At 66.9% G+C, this 24,692-nt stretch carries 14 protein-coding genes; 5 read left to right on the top strand and 9 right to left on the bottom strand.

The window, feature by feature from the left end; all coding sequences use genetic code 11:
• Positions 1-538: 538 nt before the first annotated feature.
• From ACVCMI_RS02005 to ACVCMI_RS01980, 6 genes are all read right to left on the bottom strand, one after another.
• Positions 539-1,114 carry a hypothetical protein gene (locus tag ACVCMI_RS02005; protein ID WP_447097640.1) on the bottom strand — a complete coding sequence of 192 codons (576 nt, stop codon included), beginning with the start codon at positions 1,112-1,114 and terminating at the stop codon, positions 539-541.
• Complete coding sequence (locus ACVCMI_RS02000; protein ID WP_447097641.1) at positions 1,104-1,862, bottom strand: HNH endonuclease; 759 nt, start codon at positions 1,860-1,862, stop codon at positions 1,104-1,106. The genes ACVCMI_RS02005 and ACVCMI_RS02000 overlap by 11 nt, the downstream gene beginning before the upstream one ends.
• Before the next feature lie 69 nt (positions 1,863-1,931).
• Positions 1,932-2,240, bottom strand: a complete 309-nt coding sequence (locus tag ACVCMI_RS01995; protein WP_447097642.1) for a hypothetical protein — start codon at positions 2,238-2,240, stop codon at positions 1,932-1,934.
• A 367-nt stretch (positions 2,241-2,607) separates the two neighbouring features.
• On the bottom strand, positions 2,608-3,225 hold the full coding sequence (locus tag ACVCMI_RS01990; protein ID WP_447097643.1) for a hypothetical protein: 618 nt from the start codon (positions 3,223-3,225) through the stop codon (positions 2,608-2,610).
• Positions 3,226-3,564: 339 nt separating this feature from the next.
• On the bottom strand, positions 3,565-3,807 hold the full coding sequence (locus ACVCMI_RS01985) for a hypothetical protein (protein WP_447097644.1): 243 nt from the start codon (positions 3,805-3,807) through the stop codon (positions 3,565-3,567).
• A 524-nt stretch (positions 3,808-4,331) separates the two neighbouring features.
• Positions 4,332-4,634 carry a hypothetical protein gene (locus tag ACVCMI_RS01980; RefSeq protein WP_447097645.1) on the bottom strand — a complete coding sequence of 101 codons (303 nt, stop codon included), beginning with the start codon at positions 4,632-4,634 and terminating at the stop codon, positions 4,332-4,334.
• A gap of 2,246 nt (positions 4,635-6,880) precedes the next feature.
• Between ACVCMI_RS01980 and ACVCMI_RS01975 the strand changes: the two genes are divergently transcribed.
• Positions 6,881-7,882 carry an integron integrase gene (locus tag ACVCMI_RS01975; protein ID WP_447097646.1) on the top strand — a complete coding sequence of 334 codons (1,002 nt, stop codon included), beginning with the start codon at positions 6,881-6,883 and terminating at the stop codon, positions 7,880-7,882.
• Positions 7,883-7,973: 91 nt separating this feature from the next.
• On the opposite strand, the gene ACVCMI_RS01970 is transcribed toward ACVCMI_RS01975, so the two are convergent.
• Entirely contained in the window at positions 7,974-16,622 is an 8,649-nt protein-coding gene (locus ACVCMI_RS01970) for a GH36-type glycosyl hydrolase domain-containing protein (RefSeq protein WP_447097647.1), read from the bottom strand.
• Between the two features lie 182 nt (positions 16,623-16,804).
• Between ACVCMI_RS01970 and ACVCMI_RS01965 the strand changes: the two genes are divergently transcribed.
• The gene (locus ACVCMI_RS01965) at positions 16,805-17,269 is read left to right on the top strand and encodes an N-acetyltransferase family protein (protein WP_447097648.1); all 465 of its coding nucleotides are present in this window, start codon (positions 16,805-16,807) and stop codon (positions 17,267-17,269) included.
• Between the two features lie 63 nt (positions 17,270-17,332).
• On the opposite strand, the gene ACVCMI_RS01960 is transcribed toward ACVCMI_RS01965, so the two are convergent.
• Together ACVCMI_RS01960 and ACVCMI_RS01955 are read right to left on the bottom strand one after the other, a co-directional pair.
• A complete protein-coding gene (locus ACVCMI_RS01960; protein ID WP_447097649.1) occupies positions 17,333-19,816 on the bottom strand; it encodes a sensor domain-containing protein in 2,484 nt (827 codons plus the stop codon).
• A gap of 128 nt (positions 19,817-19,944) precedes the next feature.
• Positions 19,945-21,066: a hypothetical protein gene (locus tag ACVCMI_RS01955; protein WP_447110615.1), complete on the bottom strand. Its 1,122-nt coding sequence runs from the start codon at positions 21,064-21,066 to the stop codon at positions 19,945-19,947.
• 164 nt (positions 21,067-21,230) lie between these two features.
• Between ACVCMI_RS01955 and ACVCMI_RS01950 the strand changes: the two genes are divergently transcribed.
• From ACVCMI_RS01950 to ACVCMI_RS01940, 3 genes are all read left to right on the top strand, one after another.
• Positions 21,231-22,517, top strand: coding sequence for an acetyl-CoA C-acetyltransferase (locus ACVCMI_RS01950; protein WP_395120824.1), 1,287 nt, complete (start codon positions 21,231-21,233; stop codon positions 22,515-22,517).
• A 7-nt stretch (positions 22,518-22,524) separates the two neighbouring features.
• On the top strand, positions 22,525-23,055 hold the full coding sequence (locus ACVCMI_RS01945) for a TonB family protein (protein ID WP_447097651.1): 531 nt from the start codon (positions 22,525-22,527) through the stop codon (positions 23,053-23,055).
• 95 nt (positions 23,056-23,150) lie between these two features.
• Positions 23,151-24,647, top strand: a complete 1,497-nt coding sequence (locus tag ACVCMI_RS01940; protein ID WP_447097652.1) for an efflux transporter outer membrane subunit — start codon at positions 23,151-23,153, stop codon at positions 24,645-24,647.
• The last annotated feature ends 45 nt before the right edge of the window (positions 24,648-24,692 follow it).

Raw genomic sequence — 24,692 nt, 5'->3', positions numbered from 1 at the left:
TCGTACTCGAGGCGAACTGCGTCGTGATCAAAGTGGATCGAATCGCTTGGGTCTGTCATGTGTTAGCTAACGCTGGAGTTAAGCGGCGGCGAAGCCGTCCGCCTTGAATGAGTAGTTAGACCACATTCGCCAAGCACCCTAACGCTTCGCTCGTTTGGGCATTTTCCATAAGCACGAATTTGGAATTATCTGTAGCGCGAACGTACCAGATAGTAACCAGAGCCGTCTGTTGTTGGCGCAGCTGCGAAACTAGAAAAGCCATGTCCAAGGCTGCCTGCGCCTGCAGTTGTGCTTCAGATTCCCGAGGTGCAATCTCTTGCGCGATTCTTAACCGGATTTGATATGTGCCAAGAAGTCTATCGGCTGGCAGTGAGCGCTCATCGCGCCGCAGAGTCGCGCCATTGTTGAGCGCGGCAAGCACGTCAGCTTTGTGCGGAAATTCCGCAGATTTGGTTAGGCAGTCTGGGATCATCAACGTGGTCTAACGCTGGAGTTAAGCGGCGGCGCAGCCGTCCGCCTTGAACGAATTGTTAGAGGGCTATCCCAACTGCCCCCGCTCATATGCTTCATGGGCTCGAATGATTTGACTTCGGAGCTCTGCGACGCACTTGAGTGCAGACTGGTGGGCGACTCGATCATTTTCCAGAAGAGCTCGGTACTGTGGCGTGTGATGTGCAAAGGCGCTGCGGCCGGACTTGTCTTGCCACTCGTAGATTTCATTCCAGAGTGCGGTAGCTTGGCGCTCCGCGCCAACCAGCTTAGGAAGGAACTCCGTGAAAAGATTCTGGTACGACCCGAGCGCATTTTGAACTTGTGAGGGCTCGTGCGCGAGGACAAACTTTACGTTCTCAATTTCACGTTGAGCCGACGAGAACAAATTGCGACTTTGCTCTACGTGCATGAGAAGCTCTGACTTGTCTCGCTCAAACGCCAAAGTTGTTTCGAGCTCGTGAATGTTTACAGAGTGCCTAAAAGCCTTATAACTGATGAAAGCCGAGGCCACGCTAACAACCAGAGCCAACGTTGCAATTGCTTCGGAACCGTCCATGAGCCCTCTAACGCTGGAATTAAGCGGCGGCGCAGCCGTCCGCTTGAATGACTTGTTAGCCATCATGCAGCAATGCACGCAGACGTTCTACCGCAAGTGGAGGCACGCTCCTATGGAGCATTGCATGGCAATTCGGGCAGACGGGAACAAGGTCAGCGACCGGATCGACTCGATACTCGTTACCGACTGACGAGACTGGTACGACGTGGTGAACGTGTATGAATCCCTCGCCAAGGGGGCCATAGCGCTTGCTGAAGTCCACTGAGCAAACTTGGCATACGCAACCGTAGTGCGCGATACAAGCGGCACGAGCGTCCGGCGAGCGCTCGTACCGATTTATGACAACTTGCTGGGCGAGGCCCTCAAAGTAAGTTTTACCTTCTGGAAGGTCGTCAGGCCAAAGACTCCCGACCTCGACGGTCGGAGCTAGAGAAAAGATCGATGGCCCCAGCACCGGATTTGGCGCCGTCAAGTCGGACAACGTCGCGCTGGCAAACAGTTCGGCTATTTCTTGGGAGGTACATGTTTTCCGGGCACCGAACTGTTGGATCTGATCGACCGACAGCTCCGCTGAATCGATTTCGGCACTGCCGACGGAAGCTAGGCGGAAAGCATAACCAGTCGGCGCGTTGTCCTCCCAAACAAACACACACCTCACGTCGCCATACTTTTGCCACATGCCCGCGACACGCCCAACTTGACGAAGAAGATTCTTTGCGCCGTCGCCCCCATCAATCGCGGCGTGAAGTGATTGGTGAATTTTGTGTTTCCGCCAAGGCTTACGGTCGTGCACAGCGGCAAAGTTCACGGACATGAGAGCACCCCTTGTTACGGCTAACGCTTGAGTTGAGCGGCGGCAGAGCCGTCCGCCTCGAACGAGTGGTTAGGCCGCGCACCGAGGCTGAGCGAGGTACGCCTTGCCTTTGGCCGTGGCCGTGAACGCCGCCGTGCAGTTGTGCTGAGAGCTGACCGGCGCACGCTTGCAGAAATGAACTGTGCTGCGCTGTTTGATACGCCAGCGGATGAGCCCGAGGGCGGACAAGCGTCCGACGATAGACGACAGCTCCTGGAAACTAACGTTGCGCTCATAGTAGGTACCCAGCACTGGACGTGCTGTTTTGAAGTGGATGAACGCGTCCTCAGCCATAGCCAAGACACTGTCCTCTATGTTGGAGAGCGCAAGCTTTTCCATGAGGCCTAACGCTGGAGTTAAGCGGCGGCGAAGCCGTCCGCCTTGAACGAGTAGTTAGAAGGTTGCGACGCCGCTACCTACCGCGTGAACGAGCAAAAACGCACCACCAGCCATAGAGTATCGCGCCGATGCCACCGAAGATGCCGGTCACTGCGCACGCGAACCCCAAAACAAAGAGTACGCGCGCATGCCAGGACATTGCGAGAAGGGTCAGTAAAAAACCGGCGAACGCGAGACACACCGCAACAACGGCCAGTCGCAGAGTGGTAGAAAATGGGGTGATGTTTGGCCCTATGAAAAAGTTACGCACGTCATCTTCTAACGCTGGAGTTAAGCGGCGGCGTAGCCGTCCGCCTTGAACGAATTGTTAGACCTCATCCCACAACTCCCTAGTCTTGGCTTTTTCTATGCTCACTTTTATCCGGGAAACTGACTGCTTCAACTCCCAGTGCGTTCTAAGCAGTTCACGGTACGTCGAGACTTCCTCATACTTTCGTCCGTCGAAGCCTGAGTGGTATGCGTACTCGTACCCTTTTGAGGGCGCACGACGCCAACTGCTGTTCTGCGTGTAGCCAGTCAAGAGTCCACGCGCATCAAGAATCTTGCCAAGAGACGAGATCGCGCGCCTAAAAACGTCGGAGAAGAAGTCATTTTGCGATGACGTGTATAAGTCCTGCTGTTGAAGCTCTTTGTTGTGGGGCCACCGGTCTTTTGGACCCAGCGCAATCAGGCAAATCTCATCAATGTTCTCTAGGAGAGCTACAACATCTCCCTTGAACTCCCGGACAAAATCAACGCCAGCTTCATTGACCTTGGCGTGATTTTCTTCCATCTGGCTAATTGCCTCTTTCTTAATCCACTCTTTAACCTCAGGGACAACAGAGGCGGCGAAGCGCTTGAGAAGATCATCCAGCTGCCTGGAGGTAGGGTCGAGTTTTTTCTCAACTTCCTCCAACTCAGCTTCTAGTTCAGTGCGGCTTTTCATTAGGATTCCTTTGAGCCTCAATTATGAGGTCTAACGCTGGAGTTAAGCGGCGCGCTGCTTTTCGCGCGTCCGCTTGGACGAGATGTTAGACGGTTGCGACGCTGCATGCTCGGGCGACAACGACTGCCACGACGAACGCACAGCTTGAGCAACCGACTACCCCAAAGCTGCCAGCTCTGAATGCCCAGGCTTGCGACGATGCCGCGCGAAAAGTTGCTGCGGCCACGGACGACAAGCCAGCGCGAGGCTGGGCGAAACACATGCAACGAAGAACCCACACGAGCTACCGACTAACGCTGGAGTTAAGCGGCGGCAAAGCCGTCCGCCTTGAACGAGATGTTAGGCATGAACGTAGAAGCCCCACACCCCTGCCGATAGCTCGCCCGCGGCGAACCGAACCCGCTTGCCCCCGTCTTGAATTTCGTACTGCCACATTTTGTGCCGCTGGGCTGGATACGAAGGATGAGGAAGCTCGACGGGCTCCTCCGCAAGCCTGAACCACTTGTGCTTCCAGACATTGAGGCCGCCAAGTCGGAATGCTTGGCCGTCCATTGTGATGCCTGCCGATTTCCAGTTGCTCATGGTGCCTAACGCTGGAGTTAAGCGGCGCGCGGGCTTTTTCGCGCGTCCGCCTTGAACGAATTGTTAGAGCGTACTCGCTGCACAGCATGTGTGACTAGCGCAATGGGAACTCCGTATAAGCCGACCAGGTATGCAACGGCCGAGCCTGCTGCCACAAAGCATATAGCGACCATGGCAAGGACAACGAGCAGCGTAGAGATGACTGAAGCGCGATTTCGTTGCAGCAGTGCCGCGTACAGCGGGCACCCGACTAGTAGCGTGGCCGGTGCAGCGAAGAGCAGCGCAACCGCGAGAAGAGGAAAGGCTGCTAATGGTGCAGACGCCCAATCATGAAGTTGTGGAGTGCGATTGGAGAACGCGATTCCGGCGCCAAGGAGTAGAGATGCTAAATAGCCGCCCGCGAACATGCCGAAAATTCCGCAAGGGATCGTTCTTCGAATGGCCGCGGAATACTTCATGTGCGCTCTAACGCTGGAGTTAAGCGGCGGCGAAGCCGTCCGCCTTGAACGAAATGTTAGGCCACATCAGCCCGCACAGTATTGCGCTGAGTTTGGAAGCTCGCCGGCCAGCCAGCGCTTGTGGATCATGTAGCTCGCACGGTTGAAGGCGCTAAGACTCTCATCGCCGGGCATAGGACGCACCAGCTCTGTAGCCCCCGTTTGCTTGTCTATCTGAAAGGTGCCGGTAACGTGCCCGAGCTGTTCAAGACGCTTGGTGCCGATCCGCCTGTATTCCGTGCAGATGAACTCATAGTGGCATACCTGTTCTGTCTCGGACCGCTTCCGAATGCCGATGTAATGTCGGTCGAGATGGGCCTCTGGCTGCATGAATGTGTCCGAATATGGCCTAACGCTGGAGTTAAGCGGCGGCGCAGCCGTCCGCCTTGAACGAATTGTTAGGCCGCAGCGAGTTCCCGGCGCGCCCGAAAGAAACGGTAAAGCAGCACGCCACCGGCAGCGACCAGCCCGGTGCCGACATACCCACCCAGTGCACAGAGGCCGCCGGCTGACGCCGAGCAAAAGCCCCAAGCGCCGATGAGTGCAGCCGGAATGTAACCCCCGACCGCGAGTGCCAAAGACGCAGCCGCGAACCGGACTGCAGTCGCAGCTGAGAGCCGGGAAGCCATCTGCACGAAGCGCCAAAGTGTCACGACGACACCCGACCAGAATGCAATGAGGCCAGTGGTGTATGCGAGCGCGAATAGACTTTCCATGCGGCCTAACGCTGGAGTTAAGCGGCGCGCGGCTTTTCGCGCGTCCGCTTGGACGACAGGTTAGGTGTGGTGCCGCGCAATTGCATAAGCGAGACAAGCAACCAACCCGATGAGTGCTGCAGCCAAGACTACGGCAATTTTGTTACCTGTTGGGCTACCTGATACGAAGGACTCCGGCCTCTCGCACAACTGCCGCCACTGGGCGTACAGCTCGATACCTACGGCAATGAACAAAGGAACAGATGCGACGACAAGCAAAGCCTTGGATGAGCGAGAGTTGGGGTCTGGAAAGACCAGCCAAGCAGCTACTGGCCAAGTGACCAAGGTGAGTGCCGCAACCTTCCATTTCACAGCAACCGTCACGTGACACCTAACGCTGGAGTTAAGCGGCGGCGAAGCCGTCCGCCTTGAACGAGTTGTTAGAACGAACTTACGGCATTCGCCAAAGACAACAGCGCACTTCGTCTGCTCTGCCGGAAGCAAATAGAACGACTGGAACCTCGCCATTGAGCGCTGGGATTTGATGGTGAAGCCAACCCATAGACTTGCCGAGCAGCCTATAGAAGACAGCCCATGCGACATCTTGAAGCCCTGCGCATTCTTGGATGAGCTGTTCTTGAAATGAGCAGCGGGAAAAGTCCTCTCTACACACCTGCGCGAACGTATTCCAGCCAGTTTTATCGAATGGGTCCATGAGTTCTAACGCCTGAATTAAGCCGCACCGCGAAGCGGTGTCGGCTTGAATGAATTGTTAGGCCGCGTAGCCATGATTAACGACGGCGAGACCTACGTTGTAGCGCATCTACCACTAACCAGAATGAAGGTGCTGCCTGCTCGTCCATTGGGCCAGAGTCTATGAAGAAGTGGGCAATGGTATGAACCTCTCGCTCCATTTTGTCAGGTGTCAGTGAGCTAGCGGCGGAAAGTCGATCGGCAATGCGATCAAGCCATGCTGCGTCAAACGAGGTAGCGCCAGGCGTGTCTTTGAACCTGCGCAACTCCTCAGCGCCTTTTGCCACGAGTTCTGAGATTGCTGCCATAGCGGCCTAACGCTGGAGTTAAGCGGCGGCGAAGCCGTCCGCCTTGAACGAAATGTTAGAACCTAACCGAACAAGTTTTCTGGGCGCGCAGGGCGTGTGTAACTTGAGCCATGCTTGACTAGAGTTTTAAAGGCACCGAGAGACTTTTCGTACCTGTCGAAGTGATTTTTGCAGTGACAAGAGTCGAAATGGTTTCGCGGAACAAATAGGTCACATGCCGCGCAAAAATATTCGTCTTTGGATGGCTCGACGCGGTCGCCGTGTACGAAGTAGCGCGATGGAAGCTTCGATTGCATAGGACTGTCCGTGTGTTCTAACGCTGGAATTAAGCGGCGGCGGAGCCGTCCGCTTGAATGACTGGTTAGGTGCCGCGCGGCACCAGTGGGACGAGAAACGCATGAATTGCGAACATGCATGCAGCACCGGCAAATAATGAAGTGGCGGTAAGCCACCAGCCCTGAGACACGACGAGCCCTGCAAGGACGATGCTAAACAGAAACGGGGTTACAGCAAGCATGGCTGCCGGATGTACAGAGACTGGCTTGTGGCAAGACCGGCAAGAAGCCGTAAGGATGGGTCCCAAACACGACTTCCGGAGCTGGGACATAGCTTGCTTGTGACAGTAGGGACACTCGACCATGTTTGTCTTGACACCTAACGCTAAGTAGACCCCAGATCGGGGCATATGCACGCCATGCTCCGCGCCCGCTGCGGCGCCGTCAAGCGGGGAAGTCCTACGTTCCATCAAGAGTTTGCCCGGCTGCCTTGGCCCGCCGCAAAAGCGGATGCTGGTTTGCATATCTCGCGAAATGAGGTGTGTATGCCTTATCGCCCCGAAAACGCCGATATGCATGCTGGCGCAGGCAAGCCGCCGCGGCTGCTGGACGAAGTACGGAGAGTGCTTCGGGTAAAGCACTACAGTCTGCGTACGGAGCACGTTTACGTGGGCTGGATTCGCCGTTTTATTCTGGCCAACGGCAAACGACACCCTCGCGACATGGGGCCGGCTGAGGTGGAGCAGTTCCTGTCGCAGTTGGCGGTGCAGGGACAGGTGGCGGCAAGCACCCAGAACCAGGCACTTTCGGCGCTGCTGTTCCTGTATCGCGAGGTGCTGCAGGTGCAGCTGCCCTGGCTTGAAGGGGTGACCCGGGCCAAACGGCCTGCGCGGGTTCCTGCCGTGCTTTCGCGCGATGAGGTGACGCGTCTGCTGGCGCGTCTGGATGGGCGGCCTTGGCTGCTGGCAAGCCTGCTGTACGGGGCGGGGCTGCGTTTGATGGAGGCGCTGCGTCTGCGCGTGAAGGACGTGGACTTTGATCGCGGCGAAATTACCGTGCGCGATGGCAAGGGCGGCAAGGATCGTCACACCATGCTGCCAAGGTCGCTGGCCGAGCCCTTGCGCCGCGAAATGGAGCGGGCGCGCCAGTTGCATCAGGCCGATCTTCAGGAGGGTTTTGGTGCGGTTTGGCTACCGTTTGCGTTGGCACGCAAGTATCCATCGGCGCCGCGCGAGTTCGGTTGGCAGTATGTGTTCCCGGCGGCTCGCCGCTCGCGCGACCCCCGCGATGGCTGCGAACGGCGACACCATTTCGACGATGCCTTGCTGGCGCGGGCTTTGAAGAAGGCGTGTCGCGAGGCAGGCATTGCCAAGCCGGTGAGTGCGCACACCTTGCGCCACTCCTTCGCCACCCATCTGCTGGAATCAGGCAGCGATATCCGCACGGTGCAGGAGTTGCTGGGCCACAAGGACGTGAGAACCACGCAGATCTACACGCATGTGCTCAATCGCGGCGGGCATGGGGTGTTGAGTCCGCTGGATCGGTGAACGGCAGAACCGGGACGGGAGTGGGCGCGTGCGCGGGTGGCGTCGCGTGACGGATCTTGCGGGGGGAAGGCATCGCGCACAGGGTGCGCTCCTACAGGGGGAGCGGGGGGCTGCGCGGATGGTTGAGCTGCACGCTGTGCTCGGCGCCGTCGTCGGCGAGCGGGATGCGGCCGTCGGCCTGCACTTCGCCATCGAGCCAGACGGTGCCCGGCGTGCCGGCGTCGCTCTGGCGCAGGTCGATGCGGTAGAGCGTGTCGCGGTGGCGGTAGTCCAGCGTGAAGCCCTCCCACTCCGCCGGCAGCACCGGCGCGAAACGCAGCGTGCCGGCTTCCAGGCGCAGGCCGAGCAGCGATTCCACGATCAGCCGGTACATCCAGCCGGCGGAGCCGGTGTACCAGCTCCAGCCGCCGCGACCGACGTGCGGGGCGACCGCGTAGACGTCGGCGCTGACCACGTAGGGCTCGACCTTGTAGACGTCCATTTGCTCGGCATCGATGCCATGGTTGACCGGGTTGATCATGCGCAGCAGCTCCCACGCGCGGGCGCTGTCGCCGAGTTCCGCAAAGGCCATCGTGGCCCAGATCGCGGCGTGGGTGTACTGGCCGCCGTTCTCGCGCACGCCGGGCACGTAGCCCTTGATGTAGCCCGGGTCCATCGGCGTCTTGTCGAAGGGCGGGTCCAGCAGTTGCACCAGGCCGGCATCGCGGCGCACCAGGTGCCGGTCCAGCGACTCCATGGCCTGGCGCTGGCGCGCCGGCGCGCCGATGCCGGAGAGCACCGACCAGCTTTGCGCGATCGAGTCGATGCGGCACTCGAGGTTGCCGGCGGCGCCCAGCGGCGTGCCGTCGTCGAACCAGGCGCGGCGATACCAGGCGCCGTCCCAGGCGTGCTGCTCCAGCGCGCCGCGAAGCCTGGCCACTTCTTCTTCGCAGCGCTGCGCGAATGCCGCGTCGCCGTGCCCACGCGCCACCTCGGCGAAGCGCTGCAACACCTCGCAGCTGAAGAAGCCCAGCCACACGCTCTCGCCGCGACCGCCTTCGCCGACGCGGTTCATGCCGTCGTTCCAGTCGCCGCCGCGGATCAGCGGCAGGCCGCGTTCGCCGCGCAGGATGAAGCTGCGTTCGATCGCGCGCACGCAGTGCTTGTACAGCGGCTCGAACAGGCCCGAGGGCTGCGGCAGGTCGTACCAGGATTCCTCGCCGGCGTGCAGCGCGCGGCCCTCGATGTAGAACACCGGCACATCGAGCACGGCGCGGTCGCCGGTGGCCTGCACATAGCGGCTGGTGGCCAGCGGCAGCCACAGGTAGTCGTCCGAGCAGGTGGTGCGCACGCCGCGGTCCAGCGGCGGATGCCACCAGTGCTGCACGTCGCCCTCGGGGAACTGGTGCGCCGCGCACAGAAGCAGCTGGGCGCGGGAGAGTTCCGGCGCGGCGTGCACGGTGGCCATCGAATCCTGCAATTGGTCGCGGAAGCCGAACGCGCCGCCGGACTGGTAGTAGCCGCTGCGCGCCCAGATGCGGCAGGCGATGGTCTGGTACAGCAGCCAGCCGTTGGCGAGCACGTCAAGCGCCGGTTCCGGCGTGCGCACCTGCACCGCGCCGAGTACGCGCTGCCAGTGCGCGCGCACCTGCTCCAGCGCGGCCGCGGCCGAGCCGGCGCCGCGGAAACGCTGCACCAGCGCGCTGGCGTCGGCGGCGTCGCGGCCCAGGCCGAGGCGGAAGATCAGCTGGCGCTCGGCGCCGTCGTCCAGCGCCACCTTCGACTGCAGCGCGGCGCAGGGATCGAGTCCGGGGCCGAGTCGACCGGAAAGCTGCTTGCGACCGAGCGCGGCAGGCTTGCGCATGCTGCCGTTGCGGCCGAGGAATTCGCCGCGGTCGCCGTCGATGCCGCGCTCCGGATCGTCCACGTCGAGGAAGGCCACGCGGCCGGGGAACTCGCCGTTGTAGCTGTTGCGGGCGAACAGCGCGCCGCTGGCCGGGTCCGATTCGGTGACCACGTGCATGGCGGTCTTCTCGCGCAGGTCGCCGAGCACCCATTCGACGTAGGCGGTGGCGCTGAGCCGCCGTGGCCGGCCGGATTCGTTGCGCAGTTTCAGCACCGAGAACTTCACCGAGGCATCCAGCGCCACGTAGATCCACAGCTGCGAATGGATGCCGTCCTCGACATGCTCGAACACGCTGTAGCCGAAGCCGTGGCGGGTCAGGTACTGGCCGCTGCCGCGGCACGGCCGCGGGGTGGGCGACCACAGCGTGCCGCTGTCCTCGTCGCGCAGGTAGATCGCCTCGCCGCTGCCGTCGCCGACCGGGTCGTTGTGCCACGGGGTGAGGCGGAACTCGTGCGCGTTCTCGCCCCAGGTGTAGGCGCCGCCGCTCTCGGAGATCACCGTGCCGAAGTGCGGGTTGGCCAGCACGTTGGACCACGGCGCCGGCGTGGCGTCGTTCGCGGCGGAAACGATCACGTACTCGCGGCCGTCGGCGCTGAAACCGCCGTGCGGGTTGCGCAGTTGCAGTTCCGGCAATGCGGCCACCGGCGCCGGCAGCGCCGGCGCGGGGCGTTCGGCGCGGCTGGGCTCGAACGGCGGCGCGTGGGTTTCCAGCTGGCGCCGGCCGATCTGTTCGGCCAGGCTGCCGCGATGGTCGGCCAGCACGATGCGCGCGCTGGCCAGCATCACCATGCGATCCTCGCTGGAGAGCTGCTGCGCCGGGCGCACGAAGATGCCGCCGGAACGATCGAGCAGCCCGGCCTCGCTGCCCGAGGCGATCAGGCCCAGGATCTGGTCCTGCAGTTGCTGGCGGTAGCCGGCGCGGTCCTCGTTCCAGATCACCAGGTCCACCGCCAGCCCCTTCTGCCGCCAGTAGGCATGCGCCTGCACCAGCTGGCGCACCATCTCGATGCGCGCCTCGCTGGCGATCTGCAGCAGCACGATCGGCAGGTCGCCGGAGATCGACTGCCCCCACAACCCGCTCTGCCCGCGGCGGTTGCCGCGCAGCACCGCGGGCTCGGCGCGCAGGCTGGCGTTGGGATACAGCAGCGCGGTGGCCATGTGCTCGTACAGCTGCGCATCGCCCAGGCCGGCGTTGAGCTGGCGCAGCAGCACCTGGCTGTGCGTCCAGGCGAGGTCGAACACGCGGTCGGCAAGGTGGCGGTCGCGGTACTTGCCGATCAGCTGCAGGCAGCCTTCGCGAGAGTCGGCGATGCCGGTGACGTAGTCGATGGTGGCGGTCTGCTCGGGCTGCAGGGTGATGCGGCAGCGGATCGCCACGATCGGGTCGAGCACCGAGCCGGCGCTGCCGGACAGCCGCGTCTGTTCGAGGTCGAGCATCTGCGGGTCGGCCAGGCTGCGGCCGCGGCCGATGAAGCGGGCGCGATCGGTCTCGAACGAGATCTCGTCGATGTCGGCATCGTGCACGGCCAGCAGGTGGAACATCCACGGCGGATGCTCGTCGGCCGCGCGCGAGCGGCGCGTGCACACGATCGCCTGCAGCGCGGGCACCAGCTCGGTCTGCACGAACAGCTTGCTGAACGCCGGGTGCAGCGCATCGGCCAGCGGCGGCGCCAGCACCACCTCGGCGTAGCTGGTCAGTTCGATGGTGCGCGCGCTGCGGCCGCGGTTGGTCAGGTGGGTGCGGCGCAGTTCGATGTCGTCCTCGGGCGAGACGACGATCTCGGTGTGCGCGTCGAACTCGCGCTCGCGCACGCGGAACTCGGCGCGCGCCTCGGAGAAGATCGCCTCGTACAGCTCGGTCTTGTGCCGCGTGGGCTGGTAGGCGGTGGACCAGTACGCACCGCTGGCGACGTCGCGCAGGTAGCAGAACATGCCCCAGTGGTCGCGCGTGATGTCCTCGCGCCAGCGCGTCAGCGCCAGCTCGCCGCGCCGGCTGCTGCCGCCGCCGGCGCTGGACAGCATCACGTGGTAGCGCCCGTTCGACAGCAGCTGCACCGCCGGGCGCGGCCGGTTCGGGTCGCCGAACACGCGCAGCCGCGCCTCGCTGGTCGGCTCGGCCGCGTTGCTGTCGGGGAAGCCGGACGCGTGCAGGTATTCGGCGGCGGTGCGCGGAATGCGCTCCTGCAGCAGCAGGCTGGTGGCGCGGAACTGCGGATCGGCGGCGAAGCGCCGCTGCATCGGCCGGTCGAGCAGGGCGAAGTCCAGCGCCAGCAGGCTCATGCCCTGGTGGTGGGCCATGAACGAACGCACCAGCGCCGAGCCCTGCCCCACCGGCAGCCGCGCCGGGGTGTAGTCGACCGCCTCGTACATGCCGTAGCGGCCCTGCACGCCCTCGCTGGCCAGCCGCTGCAGGTTTTTCGTGGCTGCGGCCGGCGCGATCATCAGCGCCAGCGCGCTGGCGTAGGGCGCGATCACCACGTCGTCGCCGAGGCCGCGTTTCAGGCCCAGACCGGGCACGCCGAAGGCGCGGTACTGGTAGGTGAAGTGCGCGTCCAGGATGTTGTAGCCGGACTCGGACACGCCCCACGGCACGCCGTGCTGGTTGCCGTACTCGATCTGCCGCGCCACCGCCGCGCGGCAGGTCTGGTCGAGCAGGGTGTCCTCGTAGCCGGGCATCACCAGGTTCGGCATCAGGTACTCGAACATCGAGCCGGTCCACGACAGCAGCGCCGGCTCGCCGCCCACCGTGGTGAGCAGGCGGCCCAGCGCGAACCAGTTGTCCTGCGGCAGCTGGCCCTGGGCGATGCCGACGAAGCTGGCCAGCCGCGCCTCGGAGGCGAGCAGGTCGTAGTAGCCGGCGTCGAGCCGGCGCGCGTCGACGTTGTAGCCGATCGCGAGCAGGTCGCGTGCGCTGTCGTAGAGGAAGCGGTAATCCATCCGCGCCAGCTCGTCGGCCTGCTGCGCCAGCTGCTCGATCAGCGCGATGCGCTCGCGGGCGTGCTCGCGGATGGCCTCCGCGTCGTGCTCGCCCGACCAGCGCAGCGGCTCGATGCGGCTGAGCACGGCGAGCGTGGGGATGCCGCGCAGGGCGTCGGCGTCATCGTCCACCGGGTCGAGCCGGAAGCGGGCGGTTTCCTCGCACAGCTCGTCCAGCTGCGCGCACAGCGCGTGCAGCCAGTAGCCCGCGTCGCTGTCCGGATGCGGCGCCAGCGCGGGCGCCAGCGCATGGGCGTGTTCGCGCTGGCGCTGCAGCAGCGCCAGCGCCGCGCCGGTGGTGGTCGGCGGTTCGTCCAGCGCCTCCTGCAGCTCGACCTGCAAGCGGTGCAGCGGCTCGTGCTCCTGGTCGAGCGCGTCATGCAGCAGTTGCAGGGTGTCGAGCAGCCCCTGCAGCACGCGCGGACGGAATACCGGAGCGTGGATCAGTTCCAGCAAGCCCGGGCGCAGGGTCAGCAGGTGGCCGGCGAGGTTGCCGCTGTCCACCGCCGAGATGTACTGCGGCGCCAGCGGCTGCAGCGTGCGGGTGTCGTACCAGTTGTAGAAGTGGCCGCGGTAGCGCGGCAGTTGCTGCAGGGTGGCGAGCGTGTCGCGGCTGCGTTCGAGCAGGCGGCCGGTGCCGAGAAAGCCGAAATCCCACGCGGCCAGGTTGGCCAGCAGGGCCAGGCCGATGTTGGTCGGCGAGGTGCGCGAGGCGATCACCGGACCGGGCTGCACCTGCAGGTTGTCCGGCGGCAGCCAGTGTTCGGTGGCGTTGACGTGGCTGTCGAAGAACGCCCAGGTCTGTCGCGCCAGCGTGCGCAGGAAGCGCGTCTGCGCCGCGTTCGGCACGAAGGTGTCGGGCCGGCGCGGCTGGCTGACCCACCAGGCGATCGCCGGCGACAGCAGCCACAACGCCAGCAGCGGCCACGCCAGCCACAGCACCATCGGCCGCTGCAGCGCCAGCGCCACGGCCAGGCCGAGCGCCAGCGCCGGCCCGATCCACATCTGCCGCCACACGGCGCCGGGCGCATTGCTGCTGCGCCGGGCCACCTCGCTGGAGGTCTGCCATTGCAGCAGGTGGCGATGGCTGACCGTGATCCGCCACAGCGTGCGCACGATCGCGTCGAGGTGGTAGAGCGCCTCGTGCGGCAGCCAGGCCAGGCCCAGCGCCATCCGCGCGACGTGTTGCAGGCCGTCGGCGAAGCCGGCGCGCAGGTGCTGGTCCAGCTGCACGTCCTTGGGTTTCTGCACCAGCTCCAGCAGCGCCGACAGCAGCGGCGGCACCAGCACCATCGCCAGCACCGCGACCGTCCACGACAGCACCGGCGAGAGCAGCAGCCAGCCGCACACCAGCAGGCCGAGCACCGCCGGCGGCACCAGGCTGCGGCGCAGGTTGTCGAGGATCTTCCAGCGCGACAACGCGGTCAGCGCGTTGCGCCGCCAGCCGTCCTTCGCGGTCGGCGCCCACGGCAGCAGCCACGGCAGCAGCTGCCAGTCGCCGCGAATCCAGCGATGTCGTCGGCGCACGTCGGCACCGTAGCGGGCCGGGTATTCCTCGAACAGTTGCACGTCGCTGAGCAGGCCCGAGCGCGCGTGGCAGCCCTCGACCAGGTCGTGGCTGAGGATGCGGTTTTCCGGAAAGCGGCCATCGAGGGTGCGCTCGAACGCATCGATCGCGTAGATGCCCTTGCCGATGAAGGAGCCTTCGCCGAACACGTCCTGGTAGACGTCCGAAACCATCTGCGTGTACGGGTCGATGCCGGCGTCGCTGCCGTACAGCTGCGCGTAGCGCGAACGCGCGGTGCTGGGCAGGCTGATCCCCACACGCGGCTGCAGGATGGCGTAGCCGCTGACCACGCGCCGGCGCACCGGGTCGTACACGGCGCGGTTGAGCGGGTGGTCGATGCTGCCGACGAAGGCCTGCGCCGCGTCGCGCGGCAGCTCGGTGTCGGTGTCCAGGGTGATCACGTACTGCACCGGGCCGAGGGCGTCGATGTCGCCGACGATGCGCGCGAAGCGGCCGTGGCCGTTGCCGCGCAACAGCGCGTTGAGGTCGGCCAGCTTGCCGCGCTTGCGCTCGTGGCCCATCCAGCACTGCTCGCCGGCATTCCAGCGGCGCGGACGGTGGAACAGGAAGAAGCGATCCGACTCGACGCTGGCGTAGCGCTCGTTGAGCGCCTCGATGCGCCGCTGCGCCAGCCGCAGCAGGGCCTCGTCGCCGGGCAGGGTTTCGCTGTCGGCATCGGCGAAGTCGGTGAGCAGGGCGAAGTGCAGGTTCTCGTCGCGGTTACCGAGGAAGCGCACCTCCAATGCCTCGACCAGTTCCTCCACGTCGCTGGCGCTGCCGAGCATGCTGGGCACCGCCACCAGGGTGCGCGCGCTGGCCGGGATGCCGTGGACGTAGTTCATGCGCGGCAGCGGCTGCGGCGCGATCGCCAGCGTGGCCATCCAGTTGAGCAGGCTGGAGCCGAGCTGGCTGGCCACCAGCAAGGCCATCACGGCGATCGCCAGCAGCCAGCCCACCGCCAGTTCGTCCTCGGCGGCGGCCACCACCAGCGGCTCGGCGATGGCCACGGTCAGCACGACCAGCAGCCCGAGGTAGATCGACACCGGGGCGCGGTCGAAATGGCGGCGCAGGCGATCGGCGAGGCGCGGGCGCACGCCCAGGTGCTGCTCCAGCTGCGGCCGGCCGCGATCGATCAGGTACCAGCCGACGTGCCGCGGCAGCGCCGGAGCCGGCTCGTTCGGCGAGGCGGCGCGGCACAGTTCCACCGTGGCGGCGGCCACGCGCACCTCGTCCAGCCGGTGCTGGCGGGCCAGCCGCTCCACCACGTGGCGATAGCGGTCGCGGGTGGCGAAGTTCATCTCCGCGTAGACGCCGGCCGGGTCCTCGCGCAGCTGCTGCTCGACCAGGCTCACGCGCTCGACGAAATCGCGCCAGTCGATCGCCGACAGCAGGCGCAGGCTGCCGATGCTGTTGCTCACGCTCACTTGCGCGGCGGCCTGCTGCTGCGCCTCGCGCTGCACCAGGTGCTCGATGCTCTGCCCCGATTCGGACAGGCGCTGCTCGATCCAGCTCAGCGGCAGCGCCAGCGCCGGGCTCTGCCCCTGCAGCCGGCGCGCCATCTCGGCCACGAACGGACCGTTCATCGGCGGGTCGGAGCGCGCCATGTCGGCCACCACCAGCACCACCGAGTTGGGTGCGCGCTCGGCGGTGGCGGTCATCGTGTCGGCCCAGCGCGCGGCCTGGCCGCGGTGGCGCCAGTCGGCCATCACCCGCGCGGCCACGCGGCGCAGGTTCTCGATCAGCGCCAGCCGCAGCATGATCGGGATCGCCCACAGCTCGCCCAGTCGCAGCGGCGTCACTTCCTGGTAGGCGTGGATGAAGCGGTGCAGGCCGGCGGTGTCGATGCGGCCGTCGCCGTGGGCGATGATCTCCAGCGCGATGTCGTAGACCCGCGGCAGCCCGGCCGAGGCGCCGTTGTCCAGTCGCGGCAATTCGCGGCTGTAGCCCTTGGGCAGATGCCGGCGGGCGATGCGGATCTGTTCCTCGATCAGGTAGAAGTTGTCCAGCAGCCACTCGGCCGCCGGCGTGATCCGCCGCTTGCGCCGGGTCGCCTGGGTCAGCCGCTCGCAGCTGTGGGTGATGACCGCCTCGTTGTCGGCCAGCCGGCCGAGCAGCAGATCCATGCTGGAGCGTTCGCGCAGGCGGTGCTGGCCGGCCAGCTCGCGGCCGTGCTGTTCCATCTGCTCGGCATTGAACAGCTCCGCGCGCAGCGCCGGCTCCTGCTCCGGCCGCGTGCGGGCGGCCACGCGGCGGCGGCGGAAGGCCTGCAGCCGGCGCAGCTTGAGCCGATCCAGGACGCTGCCGATGTTCAAGCGAAAAACTCCTTGCCGGGGAAAACGAAAGAGCGCCGACGATGCCGCCGCGCGGCACGCGGGCCGCGCAGGCAGCAAGGCCGGACGTCGCCGGCGCGGCCAGCGGCTGTGCCGTGACAGTACGCGGACCCATGTGAAGAGCGTGCGCGCTACGATCGGCGTTCCGCCGCCGGAGTCCCGCCATGCCCGTGTCGATCCGCACCGCCAGCCCCGCCGATGTCGCCGACCTGGCGGCGTGGAACGCCGCGATGGCGTGGGAGACCGAACACAAGCGACTGGACCCCGAACGCTTGCGCCGCGGCGTCGGCGCGGTGCTGGAACAGCCGCAGCGGGGCTTCTATCTGGTCGCCGAAATGGACGGCACGGCGGTGGGCGGCCTGCTGGTGACCTATGAGTGGAGCGACTGGCGCTGCGGCGATTTCTGGTGGATCCAGAGCGTGTACGTGGTGCCCGCCGCGCGTCGCAGCGGCGTCTTCCGCGCGCTGCATGCCGCCGTGGCGGAGCGCGCGCGCGATGCCGGCGCGGTCGGCCTGAGGCTGTACGTGGAAACGGAGAACGCGCGCGCGCAGGCCACTTACGAAGGCCTCGGCATGCAGCGCTGCCATTACTTCATGTACGAGGCATCGCTGGTCGATCCGGCGACGTAGGGCGGGCTCCGCCCGCCGGGTTGCGCCAAGGGTACGAGAAAGAGCCGGCGGGCGGTGCCCGCCCTACGTCGCGCGGGCGGGTTCGGTCAGTAGCTTTTCGAAGTCGGCGACCGGCAGTGCCGCGGCGAACAGGAAGCCCTGCAGTTCGGCGCAGCCGGCCTGGCGCAGGAACGCGGCTTGCGCGTCCGTCTCCACCCCTTCGGCGACCACCAGCTTGTCCAGCCGCTGGGCCATGGCGATGATCGCGCTGGTGATGGTGGCGGTGTCGGCGTCGCCGATCAGGTCGCGCACGAACACGCGGTCGATCTTCAGCGTGTCGATCGGGAAGTGCTTTAGGTAGGACAGGCTGCAATAGCCGGTGCCGAAATCGTCCAGCGACAGGCGCACGCCGCGCTGGCGGATACGTTGCAGCAGGCTGCCGGTGACATCGCCGCCGGACATCATCATGCGTTCGGTCAGTTCCAGTTCGAGCAGGCCGGGGTCGAGTCCGCTGTCGGCCAGGGCATCGTCCAGCCAGTCGGGAAAATCGACGTGCTGGAACTGCACCGGCGAGACGTTGACCGAGACCGGGATGCGGTACCCCTGCTGCTGCCAAGCGCGCGCCTGCCGGCACGCCTGGCGCAGCACCCAGGTGCCGATCGGCAGGATCAGGCCGGTGTCCTCGGCGACCGGGATGAACTGGTCGGGCTTGTACAGCTCGCGTCCGCGCACGTGCCAGCGCAGCAGGGCCTCGGCACCCACGATCTGCCCGCTGGAGGCCGCGATGCGCGGCTGGTAGTGCAGGCTCAGCTGGCCGCGCGGCAAGGCCTGGCGCAGCGCCGACTCGATGCTGCGGCGCGCGCGCGCGCGCTCGTCCATCGAGGCGGTGAAGAAGCGGCAGCCGTGCACGCCCTGGCTGCGCAACGCGACCAGCGCGGTCTCGGCATGCTGCAGCAGGGTTTCCGGGTCCAGCGCATCGTCGGGATAGACGCTGATGCCGATGCCCAGATGCAGGCCCAGCGCATGCAGGCCGTCCACCCGGGTCTGCTCGCCCTGGTCGATCAGGGCGCGCGCCAGGCTGGCCGCTTCGCTGGTGCTGTCCAGCGCGGAGAGCACCACCACGAACTCGTCGCCGCCATAGCGCAGCAGCTGCGCCTCGGCAGGCAGGCGGCGCTGCAGCTGCGCCACGAACGCGCGCAGCACGCTGTCGCCGGCGGCCTGTCCGTGCTGGTCGTTGATCTGCTTGAACTGGTGGATGTCGATGTACAGCAGCGCCACGCGCTGCTGCCGGCGCCGCGCATTGGCCAGCGCCTGGGTCAGGTGGTCCTGCAACTGGCTGCGGTTCGGCAGGCCGGTGAGCGTGTCGTGCTGGGTCAGGTGCACCAGCTTGAGCGCGAAGGCGCGCGTTTCGCTGACATCGTGGAACACCAGCACGCCGCCGACCACGTTGCCGGCGTGGTCGTGGATCGGCGCGGAGGAATCCTCCACCGGCGTGTCGAAGCCGTGGCGATGGCGCAGCAGGGTGCGGCCGGCCAGGTCGGCGATGGTGTTGCTGTCGATCGCGGTGCGCAGCGGGTTGGCCACCGGCCGGCCGTCGACGGCGTCGAACAGCTGGAACACCGCTTCCACCGGCAGGCCCTGCGCCTCGGCGCTGCGCCAGCCGGTCATCGCCTCGGCGATCGGGTTGAGCGAGCGGATGCGCGACTGCGGATCGGTGATGATGACCGCGTCGCCGATCGAGCGCAGGGTCACCTCGGCCAGCTCGCGCTCGCGCTGCAGCGCGTCCTCGAATGCCTTGCGCTGGCTGATGTCCTGCGCCTGCGACACGAAGTACAGCGGCGCGCCCTCCTCGTCGCGCACCAGCGACACGGCCAGCTGCAGGTGCACCACGTGGCCGTCCTTGTGCAGGTTGCGCTTTTCCAGCTGGTAGTTTTCGCGCTGGCCGGAGAGCAGCTGCAGCATTTGCTCGGCATCGGCGGCCATGTCGTCCGGATGGGTGACGTCGGCCACGCCGAGGGTGAGCAGTTCCTCCTCGGTGTAGCCGAGCATGTGGCACACCGCGGCGTTGACGCGCAGGAAGCGCCCGCCCGGCCCGGTCAGCGCCATGCCGATCGCGGCGTGCTGGAAGGCGCTGAAGAAGCGCCGCTCGCTTTCATGCAGGCGCAGCTCCAGTTCGCGCCGCTCGGTGATGTCGACCAGCGCGGTGAACACGCCGCGCACGCGGCCGTCTTCATCGAAATCGGGCGCGAAGTTGCCGTGCGCGTAGCGCCGCTCGCGGCCGTTGAACAGCTCGCCCTCGTAGCTGGAGGGGTGGCCCGCGTAGGCCTGCTCCAGCGCCGCGCGGGAGCGTTCGTAGTTGGCCTCGCCGATCACCTCGACCAGGCGCTTGCCGATCAGCTGCGCCGGGTCGACGCCGAGCCAGCGCCGATGGGTGTCGTTGACGTGGCCGAAGCGCTGGTCGAGATCGAGCCAGGTGAGCAGCACGGGGGCGCCATGCCACAGCCGTTGCGGCTCGTGCGATCCCCCTGTCGGTGTCGGTACTCCCTCGGCTTGCTTCGGCGGCCGCATGGTGTTTCCGTCAGCTGGAGCGCGCCCCCTTATCAGCGCCACGCCATCATGCGCCGACCGTTCGCCGCCGCACAACTGCTGCCGGCCAGGAAAATGTCCGGGCCGGCCGGCACGCGCGTGTCATCCGCTCAGGGCGCGCCGAGGGCGCCGGCCGCATCCAGCACCACCTGGCCGCGGGTGTCGAGTTCGGCGGCGGTGCCGTATTGCGCGGCGAGCTGCTGCAGCAACGGGCCCAGCGCCTGCGGCTGCAGCGGATAGCCGTGCGCCAGCATGCGCGGCGCGCCGTCGGGCCGCGGCTGCGCCACGCTGACCGCCACCACGCCCAGCCCCGGCGCCTCGTGCGCGAACAGGCGCGGCGCGGGCGCGGAGGCCGGAGCGTCGGCGAGTTGTTCCAGCAGATAACCCGCGCCGGCGGCGACCGCCGGCGACGACTGCAGCCGCAGCGGCAACTGGTGCGCCTCCAGCAGCGCGGCGTACTGGCGCAGCTCGAACACGATGCCGGCGAAATCGTGCGCGCGCTGCGCCGCGTCGGTGCGCTGCGCGGCCAGCCATTGCGCCGGCGGCTGCGCCCACACGATGCCATCGGCGTAGCGCAGCGCCAGCCCGCGCGCGCTCATCGTCGCCTCGGGCTGCTCCGGGGTGAGCAAAGCCGCTTCCAGCAGCGACCACAGCGGCGCCAGGTTGGCGTGTTCGTACTGCACGCAGGTCAATGCGAGCAGGTTGTTGCGGCTGAGGTAGCGCAGGTGTTCGAGGCGGATGCCCAGCGTGCGCATCAGCCAGTCGGCGGTGGCCGCGCCGGCCTCGCCGCGGCCGACCAGCTGGATCTCCAGCTGGGTGGCGAGTTCGTCGGCGGCCTCCGGATTGACCAGCAGGCTGAGCGGCAGCAGCCGCATCGGGCCGCCGGCGTACGCCGACGAGGGCTGCAGCACCGGCGCCGGCATCACGCCGTCGTGGCTGCCGAAGGCGACCACGTGCTCCAGCGTGCCGCGCGGCAGCCGGCGCGCCAGGTCGTCCAGCGTCGCCCACACCGGGAAACCGGGGCGCAGCAGTTCGACCTGGTCGAACAGCGCCCCGGCCAGCGCCAGCCGCGCCCCGGCGACCTGCGGCACCAGGCCGAGCAGGTCGGTCGCCACGTGCTGCGCCAGTTCGGCGGCCGCGTCGCGGGTGAGGGTGGTCGCCGGCGCCGGTTGTCCGGTCACCGGTTCGAGGGCCAGCAGCACCGGCAGGGCGTGCAATGTTTGCGCTTCCACGATGGATCCATCTTGCAGCGGGAAAACATGCATTCTACCGCCGCGCCGCGAGCGACCTGCCGCACGGTGCTGAACAAACCGCCACGCCGGCGGCCATCCGGGCTTTCGCCCGGCGGCATGGCGGGTTAGCCTTGAAGCCATTCGTGTGATGGATCGTTCAGGGCATGGAAAACACGCACAGGCGCGTCGGGGTGATCGGCGGCGTACGCATCCCGTTCTGTCGCAACAACACTGCCTATGCCGACGTGGGCAACTTCGGCATGTCGGTGAAGGTGCTCGGCGCCCTGGTCGAGCGCTTTGGCCTGCACGGCGTGGAGCTGGGCGAAGTGGCCGCCGGCGCGGTGATCAAGCACAGCGCCGACTGGAACCTGGCGCGCGAGGCGGTGCTCAGCTCCGGGCTGGCACCGACCACGCCGGGCATCACCACCGCGCGCGCCTGCGGCACGTCGCTGGACAACACCATCATCATCGCCAACAAGATCGCCTGCGGGCAGATCGAGGCCGGCATCGCCGCCGGCTCGGACACCACCAGCGACGTGCCGATCGTGTACGGCCGCCGCCTGCGCCGCCGCCTGCTGGCGATGAATCGGGCCAAGACCCCGCTGGAGAAGTTCAAGGCCGCCACGCGCGGCTTTTCGCTCCGCGAGCTGAAGCCTTCGTTCCCCGGCGTGGCCGAGCCGCGCACCGGCAAGTCGATGGGCGATCACTGCGAGCAGATGGCCAGGCAGTGGCAGGTCAGCCGCGAGGCACAGGACCGGCTGGCGCTGGACAGCCACCACAAGCTCGCCGCCGCCTACGAGGCAGGTTTCTTCGACGATCTGCTGGTGCCGTTCCGCGGGCTCAAGCGCGACGGCTTCCTGCGCCCGGACACCACGCTGGAGAAACTCGCCACGCTGAAGCCGGCGTTCGACAAGCGCTCCGGCCACGGCACGCTCACCGCGGGCAATTCCACCGGCCTGTCCGACGGCGCCGCCGCGGTGCTGCTGGGCAGCGAGGCGTGGGCCGCGCAGCGCGGGCTGAAAATCCAGGCCTATCTGCGCGACGCCGAAGTCGCCGCGGTGGATTACGTGCACGGCGAAGGCCTGCTGATGGCGCCGACCATCGCGGTGCCGCGCATGCTGGCGCGGCACGGGCTGAGCCTGCAGGACTTCGATTTCTACGAGATCCACGAGGCATTCGCCGCGCAGGTGCTGTGCACGCTGCGCGCGTGGGAGTCGGCCGATTACTGCAGGAACCGGCTCGGGCTGGATGCGCCGCTGGGCGCGATCGACCCGGCCAAACTCAACGTGCACGGCTCCAGCCTCGCCGTGGGCCACCCGTTCGCCGCCACCGGCGCGCGCATCGTGGCGACGCTGGCCAAGCTGCTGGAACAGAAAGGCTCCGGTCGCGGGCTGATCTCGATCTGCACCGCCGGCGGCATGGGCGTCACCGCGATCCTCGAGCGGCCGTAGCACGGTCATGTTGCGACTGCGCACCACCACCGGCCTCAGCGTCCTGGCCCTGGCCATCGGCATTGCCGGCACCGGCTGGCTCAGCACGCTGACCGCCAGCTGGCCCGATGCGCCGCGCGGCATCGCCGCGTCACACGATGGCCCGGCGTCGGCCCGCCCGCTGCGGCACCGTCGCCATGCGATCGTGCCGGCCGTGCGCCAGCGCGCCCTGCCGGCGGAGACTGGCGTGGACATCGCGCAAGCTGCGGCGGCGCCGACACGCCTGCAGCCGCTGGCCACGCCAGCCGCGGCCGAACGCTGGGACGATGTTCGCGGCCATCTGGACGGCCAATTGACCGTGCAACTGCGGGTGGATGGCGAAGGTCGCGTGCTGCATACGCGCGTGGTCGCCTCCAGCGGCGATCCGATCCTCGACGCGCATGCCTTGCGCAGCGTGCAGGGCTGGCGTTTCGCGGTGCCGCCGGGACATCCGGACGGCCTCAGCGGCGAGCTGCCGATGCGCTTCTCCTCGCAGGACGGCCGCGTCGGCATGCTGTAACGACGGCATCGCCGCGGGTGACCTCTCACCTATATATCTGAACTCCATCGTCTGTTAATGTCTCGGCCCGGCTTCCCCTGCCCAGGCTTCCCTCCGTGCCCCGCGACCTGCTCCGCTTCTCGCCGACCCTGCGCCTGCGCGCGTTGCCAGCGCTGCTGGGACTGATCCTCGCCGGCTGCGCGGTGGGCCCGGACTACCACCGCCCGGACGCGCCGCGGGTGGACCGCTATACCGCGCAGCTGCTGCCCGCCGGCACCGCCAGCGTGGCCGGCGCAGCACAGCGTTTCGTCGTCGACGCGGCAGTGCCCGAGCACTGGTGGACCACGTTCGGCAATGCCGAGCTCGACCGCCGGGTGGACACCGCCCTGCGCCACAGCCCGTCGCTGGCCGCGGCCCAGGCCGCCTTGCGCCAGGCGCAGGAGAACGCCCGCGCCGCCGGCGCGGTGCGCTTTCCGGCGGTGGATGCGAACGCCGGCGTCACCCGCCAGAAGCAATCCGGCGCCGCGTTCGGCGACACTTTCGCCTTCGCGCCGCTAACCGTGTACAACGCCGGCGTCAGCGTCAGCTACGGCATCGACCTGTTCGGCGGCACCCGCCGCGGCATCGAGGCGCAGGCGGCGCTGGCCGACGTGCAGCAGGCGCAGGCCGATGCCACCTGGCTGACGCTCGCCGCCAACGTGGTCACCGCTTCGCTGCAGGAAGCGTCGCTGCGCGAGCAGGTGCGCGCCACCGAGGCGATCGCCGACAGCCAGCGCGACAGCGTGCGCATTGCCGAGCGCCAGCAGCAGATCGGCGCGACCTCGCTGGCCGCCACGCTGGCCGCACGCAGCGAGCTGGCCGCCACCGAGGCCACCTTGCCGCCATTGCGCGCACGCCTTGCCGCCACCCGCAACCAGCTGGCCACCTATCTGGGCAGCACGCCGGCGCAACTGGAGTTGTCGCCGCTGCCGCTGGATGCGATCGCGCTGCCGCGCGACATCCCGGTCAGCCTGCCGTCGCGGCTGGTGGCGCAGCGGCCGGACATCCGCGCCGCCTCGGCGCAACTGCATGCGGCCACGGCGCGGGTCGGCGTGGCCACCGCGGCGATGCTGCCGCAGATCACTCTCTCCGGCAGCGCCGGTTCGCAGACGGCGCATGTCGGCGAGCTGTTCTCCGCCGGCAGCCGCGCCTGGTCGCTGGGGCTGGGACTGACCCAGCCGCTGTTCCACGGCGGCGAACTGCGCCACCGCAAGCGCGCCGCCGAAGCCGGCCTGGACAAGGCGCTGGCCGACTGGCAGCAGACCGTGCTGGTGGCGTTCCAGAACGTGGCCGATGCGCTGCAGGCGCTGCAATACGACGCCGACGGCCTGGCCGCCCAGCTCGCCGCCGAGGACGCCGCCGCGCAGCGGCTGGCGCTGGCCCAGCGGCAGTACCGGGTCGGCGCCAGCGGCTATCTCGACCTGCTGCAGGCGCAGCGTGACCACCAGCGCGCGCGCATAGCGCTGATCCAGGCACGCACCGCGCGGCTGGCCGATACCGCTGCGCTGTATGCCGCGCTCGGCGGCAGCTGGCGCGGTGACGCCAGCACCGAGGCAGCCATCCAGAAGCCATAGCGTTATCTACGAGTGCGGACAGGATGTCCGCTCTTTGATCTTTGG

The organism is Rhodanobacter sp. UC4448_H15, from assembly GCF_052978265.1.
Note: the sequence above shows the minus strand (reverse complement) of the source record. Positions and strands in the feature narration are given on the sequence as shown.

What these genes read in the sequence shown, in the direction of transcription:
- ACVCMI_RS01995 (WP_447097642.1), bottom strand. Translation starts at nt 2,240, where the DNA reads ATGGAAAAGCTTGCGCTCTCCAACATAGAGGACAGTGTCTTGGCTATG.
- ACVCMI_RS02000 (WP_447097641.1), bottom strand. Translation starts at nt 1,862, where the DNA reads ATGTCCGTGAACTTTGCCGCTGTGCACGACCGTAAGCCTTGGCGGAAA.
- ACVCMI_RS01965 (WP_447097648.1), top strand. Translation starts at nt 16,805, where the DNA reads ATGCCCGTGTCGATCCGCACCGCCAGCCCCGCCGATGTCGCCGACCTG.
- ACVCMI_RS01990 (WP_447097643.1), bottom strand. Translation starts at nt 3,225, where the DNA reads ATGAAAAGCCGCACTGAACTAGAAGCTGAGTTGGAGGAAGTTGAGAAA.
- ACVCMI_RS01945 (WP_447097651.1), top strand. Translation starts at nt 22,525, where the DNA reads ATGTTGCGACTGCGCACCACCACCGGCCTCAGCGTCCTGGCCCTGGCC.
- ACVCMI_RS01975 (WP_447097646.1), top strand. Translation starts at nt 6,881, where the DNA reads ATGCCTTATCGCCCCGAAAACGCCGATATGCATGCTGGCGCAGGCAAG.
- ACVCMI_RS01980 (WP_447097645.1), bottom strand. Translation starts at nt 4,634, where the DNA reads ATGCAGCCAGAGGCCCATCTCGACCGACATTACATCGGCATTCGGAAG.
- ACVCMI_RS02005 (WP_447097640.1), bottom strand. Translation starts at nt 1,114, where the DNA reads ATGATGGCTAACAAGTCATTCAAGCGGACGGCTGCGCCGCCGCTTAAT.
- ACVCMI_RS01985 (WP_447097644.1), bottom strand. Translation starts at nt 3,807, where the DNA reads ATGAGCAACTGGAAATCGGCAGGCATCACAATGGACGGCCAAGCATTC.
- ACVCMI_RS01950 (WP_395120824.1), top strand. Translation starts at nt 21,231, where the DNA reads ATGGAAAACACGCACAGGCGCGTCGGGGTGATCGGCGGCGTACGCATC.
- ACVCMI_RS01960 (WP_447097649.1), bottom strand. Translation starts at nt 19,816, where the DNA reads ATGCGGCCGCCGAAGCAAGCCGAGGGAGTACCGACACCGACAGGGGGA.